Source organism: Sporosarcina sp. P16b, assembly GCF_002743065.1.
Taxonomy (GTDB): domain Bacteria; phylum Bacillota; class Bacilli; order Bacillales_A; family Planococcaceae; genus Sporosarcina.
The window spans coordinates 23,939-35,373 of sequence record NZ_PDYO01000022.1 but is presented as its reverse complement, the minus strand read 5'-3'; the positions used below and the strand labels follow the sequence as shown (position 1 = coordinate 35,373).

The 11,435-nt window shown below is 40.9% G+C and carries 12 protein-coding genes; 10 read left to right on the top strand and 2 right to left on the bottom strand.

Annotated elements, in window-relative coordinates; all coding sequences use genetic code 11:
- A partial coding sequence (locus CSV77_RS15610) for a helix-turn-helix domain-containing protein (protein WP_158232088.1) occupies positions 1–170 on the bottom strand: 170 nt, incomplete at its 3' end.
- A 460-nt stretch (positions 171–630) separates the two neighbouring features.
- Between CSV77_RS15610 and CSV77_RS15605 the strand changes: the two genes are divergently transcribed.
- The 9 genes from CSV77_RS15605 (at position 631) to CSV77_RS15565 (ending at position 8,826) form a co-directional block, all read left to right on the top strand.
- Positions 631–1,554 carry a DsbA family protein gene (locus CSV77_RS15605; protein WP_099674125.1) on the top strand — a complete coding sequence of 308 codons (924 nt, stop codon included), beginning with the start codon at positions 631–633 and terminating at the stop codon, positions 1,552–1,554.
- A 2-nt stretch (positions 1,555–1,556) separates the two neighbouring features.
- A complete protein-coding gene (locus CSV77_RS15600; RefSeq protein WP_099674119.1) occupies positions 1,557–1,862 on the top strand; it encodes a monooxygenase in 306 nt (101 codons plus the stop codon).
- Between the two features lie 36 nt (positions 1,863–1,898).
- Complete coding sequence (locus CSV77_RS15595) at positions 1,899–2,636, top strand: pirin family protein (RefSeq protein WP_099674118.1); 738 nt, start codon at positions 1,899–1,901, stop codon at positions 2,634–2,636.
- Between the two features lie 371 nt (positions 2,637–3,007).
- Positions 3,008–3,604, top strand: a complete 597-nt coding sequence (locus CSV77_RS15590) for an NADPH-dependent FMN reductase (protein WP_199203771.1) — start codon at positions 3,008–3,010, stop codon at positions 3,602–3,604.
- A gap of 150 nt (positions 3,605–3,754) precedes the next feature.
- Entirely contained in the window at positions 3,755–4,279 is a 525-nt protein-coding gene (locus tag CSV77_RS15585) for a YceI family protein (protein ID WP_099674117.1), read from the top strand.
- A gap of 197 nt (positions 4,280–4,476) precedes the next feature.
- Positions 4,477–4,830 (top strand): hypothetical protein, encoded by a 354-nt coding sequence (locus CSV77_RS15580; RefSeq protein WP_099674116.1) that lies wholly within the window; start codon positions 4,477–4,479, stop codon positions 4,828–4,830.
- A gap of 165 nt (positions 4,831–4,995) precedes the next feature.
- Positions 4,996–5,820 (top strand): conserved phage C-terminal domain-containing protein, encoded by an 825-nt coding sequence (locus tag CSV77_RS15575; RefSeq protein ID WP_158232087.1) that lies wholly within the window; start codon positions 4,996–4,998, stop codon positions 5,818–5,820.
- A 129-nt stretch (positions 5,821–5,949) separates the two neighbouring features.
- On the top strand, positions 5,950–7,413 hold the full coding sequence (locus tag CSV77_RS15570; protein ID WP_099674114.1) for an MDR family MFS transporter: 1,464 nt from the start codon (positions 5,950–5,952) through the stop codon (positions 7,411–7,413).
- A gap of 156 nt (positions 7,414–7,569) precedes the next feature.
- Positions 7,570–8,826: a YeeE/YedE family protein gene (locus tag CSV77_RS15565; protein WP_099674113.1), complete on the top strand. Its 1,257-nt coding sequence runs from the start codon at positions 7,570–7,572 to the stop codon at positions 8,824–8,826.
- Positions 8,827–8,910: 84 nt separating this feature from the next.
- On the opposite strand, the gene CSV77_RS15560 is transcribed toward CSV77_RS15565, so the two are convergent.
- Positions 8,911–9,750, bottom strand: a complete 840-nt coding sequence (locus CSV77_RS15560; RefSeq protein WP_099674112.1) for a pyridoxamine kinase — start codon at positions 9,748–9,750, stop codon at positions 8,911–8,913.
- A gap of 828 nt (positions 9,751–10,578) precedes the next feature.
- Between CSV77_RS15560 and CSV77_RS15555 the strand changes: the two genes are divergently transcribed.
- The gene (locus CSV77_RS15555) at positions 10,579–11,403 is read left to right on the top strand and encodes a transporter substrate-binding domain-containing protein (protein ID WP_099674111.1); all 825 of its coding nucleotides are present in this window, start codon (positions 10,579–10,581) and stop codon (positions 11,401–11,403) included.
- Positions 11,404–11,435 lie beyond the last annotated feature (32 nt).

Here is an 11,435-nt window from a genome sequence, read left to right as displayed (position 1 = left end):
GCAGAACAGATGCCATAAGAAAGCCCTTTGCCGGTTTCCTTAAAGGTGTGTTCCCACTTGGACAAGAAGTGATTAAAGACAAACCGGCTGCAGCCAATGGTTTTGGCGATCAACATTTGCTGTTCTTTCGTTGGATAGATTCGGAACCGAAACGCTTTGTGGATCAGCATGAAGTGCACCTCCATCATAGAGATCGTATGTTCTTATTATAACAGGCTGATACACTCTTTGGCTAGCGTCAACCGACATGCGTCACTCGCTTAATCATTGGGTCGCGCCCGATTCATTCTTTGAAGCAGGAGTCTTCTGTCGGAAATAAGATAAAAGAATCCATAATTAATTTACGAGTGCGTTGAATTCGTGGATCTGTCTTTGGCTGATTCATATAGATTTCCCTCCTACTTTTTATACAATATCTTCGATGTGTTGTATAAGCGACATATTCAAGGTTCTATTGGTGTTGATTCATTTCATTATGGTATAGAATTTAGTGGTAAGCAAATGATTAACACGTGAAGCAACAGGAACTTACTGTAATGTGAATGCTCTGTAATAGTGAGAATGAATAGCAAGTATCAAGCGGCCGAGACGTTTGAAAAGGGGAATCAGACATTGAAAAACAATAATAATATGATATGTGATATGGAAACAGGTGTATGTGGAGAAGCTGGAAATGAAGAAATGGAGATCATCGACTTTAACCAGCCAGCAAAAGAGATTAATCTGTACTATGTGACGGATCCTATATGTTCTCATTGTTGGGCGATTGAACCTGTTCTAAGACGTTTTGTAGAGCAGTACGGTAGTTACTTCAACATGCACACCGTCATGGGCGGTTTATTGGAAAAATGGCATGACGGGCCAATCGATCCCGCAAACGGCATTTATAAGCCTGCTGGTGTCGCGGGTCACTGGAGAGAAGTTGGAGAACATGCAAGAATGCCGATTGATGGCAGTGTCATGATTGATCATCCAGTTCAATCTTCTTATCCACCCTCCCGAGTATTTAAAATCATTCAAAAAAATCATGGTGACGCTATAGCATCAGATTATTTACGACGTACAAGAGAAGAACTTTTTGTATTCAATCAAAATATTTCGGAACGTTCTGTAATGACTGAAATCGTCCATACACTTGGCCTGGAGGGAGAAGTTATCGTCGATGAAGCCGAACAACCAATCGGACAACAACTATTACATGAAGATTTTGCGCTGGCCAGAAGTTTAGGCGCTACTGGTTTCCCAAGCATCATTATGATCAATGCGGACAATAAAGGCGTGAAAATTGTAGGCGGACGTCCACTTGAAACGTACGTTGACGGATTAAAAAAAGTGTTAGATGCGGAAGGATTACAACCAAAGCAACAACCAGCACTTTCTAGCGTACTTGAAAAAGAAAGACTGCTTTTTTCAAAAGAAATTGAAGTCATGTATGATGTTGAGCAATCAGATATTGCCTCATTTGTAGAAAAAGAACTTTCATCAAAACGTTATCAAGCAAAAGAAGTTCTAGGAGAAATCTATTTTACAACTACTGAATCAAAAGGAGAATGAACATGACATACGTAGTACAAGTCGATTTTACAATGAATGGACCATTCGGGGATGACATGGCGGAAGCATTTGCCGATTTAGCAACGAGTATTAATGAGGAAGAAGGATTCATTTGGAAAATTTGGACGGAAAATCCTGAAACGAATGAAGCAGGTGGAATTTACAATTTCGAAACAAAGGAATCTGCTGAAAAGTATGTGGAGATGCACACGAAAAGATTGGCTAGCTTTGGGATTACAGACGTTAACGCCAAAATATTTGCAGTCAATTATACACTTACCGCGATTAACAAAGGTCCCGTAAAATAAATCACTGGAAGTATGGTATAGAAAGGAGGCGTTTTTTTGTTACAAAAACTTGCAGCAAGTAGTCATTCAAAGCCGTTTACTGGACCATTTACCATTACACGGGTTCAACCAGGCAACATTCTTCAGGATGAAAAGAAGGACACGACGTTTGGACCATTAGCTATCATTGATCATGCCGTCATGAAAAAAGGTCTTACGATTAGAATGCATCAACACGTAAATGATGAAATTTTAAGTTACATTAGCTCAGGCGTCATGCATCACAAAGATTCTGCGGGTTTTGAAGCAGCTATTGCACGGGGGACACTCATGATGATGAATGCAGGAGCAGGCTTTTGGCATGAAGAAAAAGTGAAAGAAGATGAAGTAGAAATGCTTCAAATCTTCGTTCGACCGAATGAAACGGACCTTTCACCGGCCATTCAATTTCATGAAAAACCGATAGATCAAAAAGATTGGTATGTCTTAGTCGGACCTGAAGGAAGCAAAGCGCCACTTTACGTCAGGCAACAAGTCTATATACTAGACGCGCATCCGAAAGCGGGTGAAGTGCTAGACGTTCCAACATATACCGGGCTAACGCCTTTTCTATATGTAATGAATGGAGAGATTACGATGCAGCATCTTACGATAGGCAAAACAGAAGCCGTAACGAATTTGGTCCATGATCTTCCAGCTATCACCGCGAATGTAGACTCGACCTTGGTGTTGTTTTTTGTTGAGATGAATGCACCGATGTCTATGGACGGAACGATTAGTGGAGTAAAGAGCTAACGGCCGTCGTACAGTAAAAAAATTAAAGTGTTGACAACTGAAATAGACTCGTGATATATTTACTACGAATTCGAGATAAGTTAAATGGTTATAACTTTGATTGAAGTTTAGATTCATACAACGTCATTTTTTTTGCGACAATGTCTCGAATTAGTAATAAATCAATTCAGTTTAATAATAGGAGGTATTTTGAACCTGATCATACAGGATCATGTTACAGCTGTAACAAACCATGCGGGAAAATAGAGTTTTTTGGTTAAATCTCTCTTGGATTACATCCGCCAAAAATGAAATTATCAGTGAAACCATTCGATACAGTAGGAAGAGTACCTACAATCAATAAAGAATATTTGTGAGGAGTCGGAAGTGAAATGGGTTTTTTCGGTACTTTTTTTGGAACAAAACAAGAGGAGGAAATTACTATGACAAAATTAAACATAGGGATTATTTTAGGGTCAACACGCGAGGGACGCGTAAGTTCACAAGTCGGAGCGTGGGTCAAAGAAATAGCAGATCAACGCGGGGATGCGAATTACACGGTGATCGATATCGCAGATTATGCATTACCCCTTTTAGGTGAGTCAGGTGGAGATGCATCCGGCGCGGCAGCTTGGTCAGAAATTATCGCGAAACAGGATGGATTTGTATTCATCGTTCAAGAGTACAATCATTCCATTTCCGCTGCACTTAAAAACGCATTAGACTACCTTCGCGTAGAGTGGAACAACAAAGCAGCAGGTATCGTTTCATACGGTTCAGTAGGCGGAGCTCGTGCAGCAGAACATTTGCGTGGTATTTTAAGTGAATTATCCATAGCGCACGTTCGTGTTCATCCTGCATTATCTTTATTTACAGATTTCGAAAATGGCACGGATTTCAAACCTGCTGCCGTGCAAGCCGCTTCAGTAGAGCAAATGTTAGACCAAGTCATCCCTTGGACCACTGCGTTACATACCATACGCAAATAATGTACGGGTATATAGATCTTTGTAATGACCATATTAATAAAACGTATGGCCAAAATGGTAAAAATTTCGGATGCCATCCAATTGAATGTATGTAATTCGAGATAATTGCACTATACGGTGGCCTTAACACCTAAAAAGGAGAGTTTTAACATGACAAAATGGAATGTAGATGCAGCGCACTCAAACGTAGGTTTTTCAGTTAGACATATGATGGTATCCAATGTGAGAGGTAGTTTTACTGGAATTGAAGGTTCAGTTACTGGGGAGCTTGACAATTTAACCGATGCAAAAATTCACTTTGAAATTGATGTGAACACGATCAATACACATAATGAAGATCGTGACAACCACCTTCGTTCAGCTGACTTTTTTAATGTAGAGCAGTATCCACATATCACATTTGATTCGACTGGAATTGTGAAAACAGGAGAAGATGAATATGATGTAACAGGGGACTTGAAAGTTAAAGATGTTACGAAGAAAACTACGTTTAACGTGATGCGTACAGGAGCTGGAAAAAACCCATGGGGTGTAGATGTAGTCGGTTTTGAGGCGGGGATAAAAATTTCTAGAAAAGAATATGGTTTAACTTGGAACCAGGCACTAGAAACAGGTGGCGTATTAGTAGGTGATGATATTAAAATCACAGTAGAGCTTCAAGTGAATCCTGAATAACGAATAGCGATTTCCTATCGCGTAGGCGAAGATCGGCACCTTGTAAACGACCGATATTTCTCACGAAAATGAGTTTCAGGCGTCTCATCAAGTAAATTATTTTTAAAAAGGCGTATCCTTATTCAAAAAGATCTCTATATAGCTAGTGAAGAGGCAAATAGCTGCCGCTTACAACTAGTTAGTAGGGGGATACCATCATGCAAATGATCCATGAACCATTTCTGCAATTTCATCCACACACAGCGGCACAGATCGGACTCAATGAATCGATGTTCCTGCAACAAATCCATGAGCTGTCTTTCGGTCCTCATGATACGGTAGAAGGAACGCAGTGGGTGAGGAGGTCGTATAAAGAGTGGCATGCCGTGATGAGTTTCTGGTCAATGGCTACGATTATCCGAGCAATTCGAAAGTTGGAGAAGTCCGGTTATATTCGTTCTATGCGACAGAACTTCGGAGAAAAGATGTATCTCGTGGATTACGAAGTCTGTGAGTCAAATGCGATATTTCTGCTACAACCAGCGAGAGAAGAACTTTTGAACGTGAACTAATGTCTATTACAGGTGAGTGGAGGCTCTATGCTTCCGCTCTTTTTTCGTGCGATTTTGTAGCCTGAAATTAATTCCAAAATGAGTATCCTTATCCAAGAAGCACTCTATATAGTAAGTGAAGTAGTGTATGGCTATCACTTACACGCGATGGAGGAGGAATTCAGTGTGAAGTTATTAATCAATGAACAGCCAGTACAATTACTACCATCTCTTGTGTATCTAGTCGGGTTAAATGAGGCGTTATTTTTGCAGCAATTGCATTTCCGTTCACTCCATTCAAAAAATATGCATGATGGCCATTTATGGGTATGTAAAACGTATGATCAATGGTTGGAAGAATTTTCTTTCTTGTCACGAATGATGATCAAACGCACGATTTATAATTTGGAGAAACAAGGATACCTCATTTCGATCTCTGAATACAACAAGATGAAAATCGACAACACGAAATGGTACCGAATCGACTATACTCGATTGCCTGCAAGTGCGTTCGTACATGAGCAAGTCACTTGCTCAGAACCGCCACGTGCACCTGTCGAAGTTGAGCAAGTCCACGTGGCGGAATTGGGCAAGCCAATAACTAAAGAACTTAAAGAATCTTTAAAAATAAAGAATAAAGACCAAGTCGAGATGAATCTCGACGTCGCACATGTTGTCATTAATTATCTGAATGAGAAAACCGGAAAGCAATTCAAAGCCACCTCGGCAACTACTAAGAAGTTCATCGCTGGCAGAGTGAAAGAAGGCTATACACAACAGGATTTTATACAAGTCATTGATCTCAAAGTATCCCAGTGGAATCATCATCCTGAATACCGTGCTTACTTGCGTCCGTCGACGTTATTCAACCCGACGAACTTTGAAAACTATTTGAATGAACAACCGGCGAAACCTATACAAACTACGCAAAACTACGTGCTGCATTCTACTGAACTGGATTTTAGTCAAGGAGAAGATTTAGGTAATCTAGCGAGCGTAGTGGAAAAATAAATCTTTTTAAAAAAGATCATCATTTTGGATTCTGAATGTTTGACACATCGTTCATAAAAAAGCATGATATGAGTAAAAGAACGGTAACTATACTGCCGAATTCACGTGATCAACGAAAGAGGTTTTGAGATGGAAGAACAGAAATACGAATACTTGGCGGATAACCCAAATAGTAAAGTACTGCCTATTATGTTGGCTCTTATTATCGGTGCATTTTTCGCCATTTTGAATGAAACACTATTGAACATCGCACTGATCACATTGATGGATCAGTTTTCCATCACGTTACCGACGGTGCAATGGATGGCAACAGGCTTCATGCTTGTCATGGCAGTCGTCATCCCAATCTCGGCTTTACTTTTACAATGGTTCACGACGAGGCAATTATTTCTCGGTACGATGACCGTTTTCACGATAGGAACGATTGTGGCTGCGAGTGCTACGACATTTCCGATTCTATTAACAGGTCGACTGATTCAGGCTGTGGGAACAGGATTATTGATGCCAATCATTTTCAACGTTTTCCTACTCATTTATCCACCGCATAGACGGGGTAAGATTATGGGAATTATTGGACTCGTCATTATGTTCGCACCAGCGATTGGGCCTACATTATCAGGAGTAATCGTGGAATATCTCGGATGGCGCTATTTATTCATTCTCGTCATTCCATTCGCCTTATTTTCTATCGGATTCGGTTATAAATACTTGATCAATATTACAGAAGTCACCAAACCAAAAATCGATTATATTTCATTGGTGTATTCATCGATTGGTTTCGGTTCACTCGTCTATGGATTTAGTTCGGTCGGTGAAAGCGCTGATGGATTTGCAAGTCCTCGCGTATTGTCGTTGATCGGTGTCGGTGTGATCGGCATCGCGCTTTTTGCAATTAGGCAACTTAAGTTAAAAGAGCCTGTCATGGATATGCGGGTGTTTCGTTACCCGATGTTCACACACTCCGTCTTCCTGTTCTTGATTATTATTATGGTGATGTTCGCTTCTGAAATTATTTTACCTATTTATATGCAAGGACCACTCGCACTGAGCGCAGCGACAGCCGGTTTGATCTTGCTACCAGGCAGTATCTTAAACGGTATAATGTCACCGTTCATGGGGTCATTATTTGATAAATTCGGACCACGTGTGCTGATGATACCGGCTACGATTGTGCTCAGTGGCACGATGTTCATGATGAGCCGATTGACGCTCGATACACCTATTTGGGTTGTGGTCACGAGCTATATCTTGCTGATGCTCAGCGTATCTGCGATTATGATGCCAGCTGAGACGAATGGATTGAATCAGTTGCCGAAACGGTTATATCCACACGGCACGGCAGTTATGTCGACGCTACAACCTGTTGCTGGAGCTATTGGGGTATCGGTATTTATAAGTATTATGAATGCGAGACAATTACACTTTCTAAAGAAATCTACGACGCCTGACGACGCATTAACTGCTGATTTGGCTCTCGTAGCCGGTGTGGAACTTGTGTACTTTATCGCATTCGCTATGTCGCTTGTGGCAGTTGTGCTGTCGTTTATCGTGTATCGTGCTACACCGCAAGAAGATGTACCGGAAAGTAATTAATTAGAAAATCCTCAATCCTTGTCATAGGGTTGAGGATTTTTATGTCTTCAAGCCTATAAAAGTATGGCAATAAGCTAAACTGGTTGACTTTCAAATCCGAGAATACTACTATGAGTTCATATACCAACTAAATTAATAGGAAAAGGGTGTTATGGAATGACTACTATAAAAGGACAGGCCATCCACGACATGAAAAGTCCTGTGGAACGAGATGAGCTTCTATTAAATCCACCGCAAAAACTACTGATTGCGGGTGCAGTACTTGTGGCGGTCGTATTATTCGCTTATTTGCTAGCCACCCAGCATATTTCTCAATCGATGCTTCTCGGCATTGGGTTATTGCTTGGTTTCACTCTCTTTCATGCACGCTTTGGTTTTACGTCTGCATTTCGACGCATGGCATCAGTTGGAAACGGCCAAGCGATGCGATCGCATATGCTGATGCTAGCACTAGCGGTAACATTATTTGCACCAATCTTAGCTTATGGTACGACATTTTTTGGCGGTCCGATCGCCGGCTATGTTTCGCCTGTAGGTGTTAGCCTCATCGTAGGCGCCTTTGTCTTTGGAATTGGCATGCAGCTTGGCGGTGGATGTGCTTCTGGTACGCTGTATGCGATAGGTGGCGGACGTACTGTGATGTTTGTAACGCTAGCGTTCTTCATCATCGGTACAACAATTGGCGCATACCACTTACCATTCTGGACGGAAGTAATGCCTGCATTCGCTCCGGTTTCATTGGCTACTTCCACTGGCTTAGGATATGGTGGCGCTTGGCTTGTATCGATTGCGTTATTTGGATTCATTACGTGGGTGACGTTGGTTATTGAGAAAAAGAAAAAAGCGCCGAAAATGGCGGCTCTTCCTACTGAAAGAGGATGGAAACGGATTTTCCGTGGTTCTTGGCCTTTGTTTGCAGCTGCGATTGTATTAGCGGTGCTGAACGCATTAACATTATTGACGCGTGGAACGCCTTGGGGCATTACTTCTGCCTTTGCGTTATGGGGATCAAAGATTGCTTCTGTACTTGGCTTTGATGTAGCTAGCTGGGGGTATTGGCAAGGGGCCAACGCAGCCGCGCTAGACGCATCGATTTTTACTGATTCTACTACTGTATTGAATCTTGGAGTGATTATTGGTGCATTCATCGCTTCAGCAGCTGGCGGTTTATTCAAATTCACACGCGTGACAGTAGGTAATTTTGTAGCTTCCGTCATAGGCGGTCTGATGATGGGCTATGGCGCACGTCTTGCATTCGGTTGTAATATCGGCGCCTACTTCGGTGGCATTGCCTCATTTAGCTTGCATGGATATATTTGGGGGATTCTCGCATTAGCCGGGACATTCCTAGCATTGTATCTTCGGCCTTTGTTTGGATTAACCGTACCGAAATCCAATGATTCTGTGTGTTAAAGAAATTGAAACAATAAAATTCGTAAAAAGAGCACCAGAGCCACGAAATGTTTCGTGACTCTGGTGCTTTTTAGTATGTACTTCTCACAACAACATCCGCAAATACTTTTCAAAATTCACTCCCGCCTCTAACGGCGTATCATCTAGAACAGTATCTTCAATGGCAGCGAGCAAGAATTCTTTTGCAAGCGTGATAGCCTGTTCCATGCCCACGCCGCGAAGTCGGCTACCCATTAGTACCGATGCAAATAAATCGCCAGTGCCTGAATAGCTTTTATTATTGAACGGCACCGTAGTGAAAAGTGTGTCCGTGTCGTTAATATACATATTGCCAATAGTAAATTCCTGGCTGGGTGGCTGTATGCCTGTAATGATAATTTCCGAGCCGGTTGCTTGTTGAAGAAGCTTACCTAAATCCTCTACGATCTTCAGGTAATCTCGTTCATCTATGCAGCGGTGCAATGTGTCATAACTATAACCGGTCAACAAACAACATTCGGTAAGGTTCGGTGTAATAATATCCGCACGCGCGACCAGAACTTTCATTTGTTCAAGTAGTTCTTCGTCAAAATTATCATACGCTATTCCATTATCACCTAGCACCGGGTCAACGAGTAATAGCGTTCGATCCGTATAAAAACTCTCAAGAAATGTGAGGATCTGGCGAATTTGTTCTTTGCCCGTAATATATCCGGTATGAATACCGTCAAAGGAGACATGAAGCTTCTTCCACTCCTCCGTGTAGAGCGGCATGGCGTTCGTTAGATCATGACAGTAATAGCTTGGATATCCCGTTTGTGCAGACAAAACCGCAGTAGGCAATGGGCATGCTTGCACGCCCATCACGGAAAGCACAGGAATCGCGGCAGTGAGTGAGCATTTACCGAATGAAGACAAATCTTGAATAATTGCAACTTTTTTCATGGGGATTCCTCCGTAAATCGCTATGTATTATACGTATCATAGCATAAAAAATGCAGTAGATTGTTGTGTAAGAACTAGTATGGATTATTTAGTGAGCTATCATTATGTAGGAAAACGAGAGATTTTCAACAAGTGTTTCAAGTAGAATTTTTATCGATAATCATGGGTTATAATTTCTAGTTTGGGGGGTATACATATGACGAAGACCAACCCAACGTTTTGAGTTCCAGAGGTTGCGAGAGAGAATGAAAATCACATGATACACAAACTCGGAAAATAAAAGATAGTAGGTACTAACTATGTTCAGAATAATGAAGACTATTCAAAATGAGAAAGAGATTAAAAATGAAATTACGAATGTGTAGATAAATTAGAAGTGCTTAAAGTAAAAGAAAGGTAAGAAAGATACGAACGATTACATAATTCTAGGAATACTTAAGCGAATTTTTTAACGAGTAGCTCATACATTGGATTCAGTTACCTCATCTCAAGCTAGTAAAAATAGAAAGAATACCTGCACTTCGATGAATGAAATGATTATAAGAATATTAAATTAATTATACTCTTTTTATGGTATCATGGTTTAATAGTAAATAACTTACTAGTTAGAAAGTGGTGAAAGCGTGTTAAGGATTCAAAATACACTTCAATTATACAGTCATTTCTCATTGAGTCTAGAATGCAATGAGTCACGATGGAGGGAGGAGAGTTATACCTAAAGAATGAATCACCGGTTTCACTCAGCATCTAATGTAAGCGATTTCAATAGTGAGTATAGTGAAATGCGAAAATTAGCGATATGGCTATCTAAAAAGGGAGTGTTGGAAAATGAGGAAATTTATTATGATGATCGTACTACTAGCTACATCGGTATTCGTACTGGCTGCTTGTGGTACCAAAGACGACAAGACATCAGAGAACACCGGAGATCAAGGCTATAAATTAGTTAATGAAGGAAAATTCACTTTCGCTGCAAGTGGAGTGTATAAACCGTTTAGTTTTGAAGATGACGGTAAACTTACGGGCTTTGATATAGAGATCGGAAATGCGCTTGCTGAGAAAATGGGACTTGAAGCGAATCCAGTAACCAATCCATTTGAAACGATTTTACAAGGTTTAGTTGGGAATAAGTTTGACGCAATTATTGGTTCTATGGCTTATACAAAAGAACGGGCAAAGCAAGCGGACTTCACCGAGCCTTACTATTATTCAGGAGGAATGATTTTCGTTGCAAAGAATAACGACGAAATTACATCTCCAGAAGATTTGGACGGAAAGAAAATTGGCGTAGTGGCTCAGTCTACATATGAAGAGCCTGCAAAAGAATTATCGGATAATATTCAGTATTACAGCAGTGATGTAGTAGCATTAAAAGATTTAACAGTGAAAGGTCGCTTAGATGCAGTCATTACAGCGGACATCGTTGGGTATGAAGCGATCGACAATGGATTTGAAGTCAAAGAGGTCGACAAGCCGATGTGGGTTGAACAACCTTCCATCGCCGTAAATAAAGAAAATCCAGAATTAACAAAAGCGCTGGATGTGGCATTACAAGAAATGATTGACGATGGGACGTATGAGAAAATCTCAGATAAATGGTTCGGTCGCAATTTACTTGATATTGATTTAGAAGGCGTAGAATTATTGGAATAAAGAAAATCTCTATCTATTTTTAGAAAGTTGGT

Excerpts from the sequence above, each read along its gene's own strand:
- CSV77_RS15605 (WP_099674125.1), top strand. The coding sequence starts at position 631 with ATGATATGTGATATGGAAACAGGTGTATGTGGAGAAGCTGGAAATGAA.
- CSV77_RS15600 (WP_099674119.1), top strand. The coding sequence starts at position 1,557 with ATGACATACGTAGTACAAGTCGATTTTACAATGAATGGACCATTCGGG.
- CSV77_RS15590 (WP_199203771.1), top strand. The coding sequence starts at position 3,008 with ATGGGTTTTTTCGGTACTTTTTTTGGAACAAAACAAGAGGAGGAAATT.
- CSV77_RS15585 (WP_099674117.1), top strand. The coding sequence starts at position 3,755 with ATGACAAAATGGAATGTAGATGCAGCGCACTCAAACGTAGGTTTTTCA.
- CSV77_RS15580 (WP_099674116.1), top strand. The coding sequence starts at position 4,477 with ATGCAAATGATCCATGAACCATTTCTGCAATTTCATCCACACACAGCG.
- CSV77_RS15570 (WP_099674114.1), top strand. The coding sequence starts at position 5,950 with ATGGAAGAACAGAAATACGAATACTTGGCGGATAACCCAAATAGTAAA.
- CSV77_RS15565 (WP_099674113.1), top strand. The coding sequence starts at position 7,570 with ATGACTACTATAAAAGGACAGGCCATCCACGACATGAAAAGTCCTGTG.
- CSV77_RS15560 (WP_099674112.1), bottom strand. The coding sequence starts at position 9,750 with ATGAAAAAAGTTGCAATTATTCAAGATTTGTCTTCATTCGGTAAATGC.
- CSV77_RS15555 (WP_099674111.1), top strand. The coding sequence starts at position 10,579 with ATGAGGAAATTTATTATGATGATCGTACTACTAGCTACATCGGTATTC.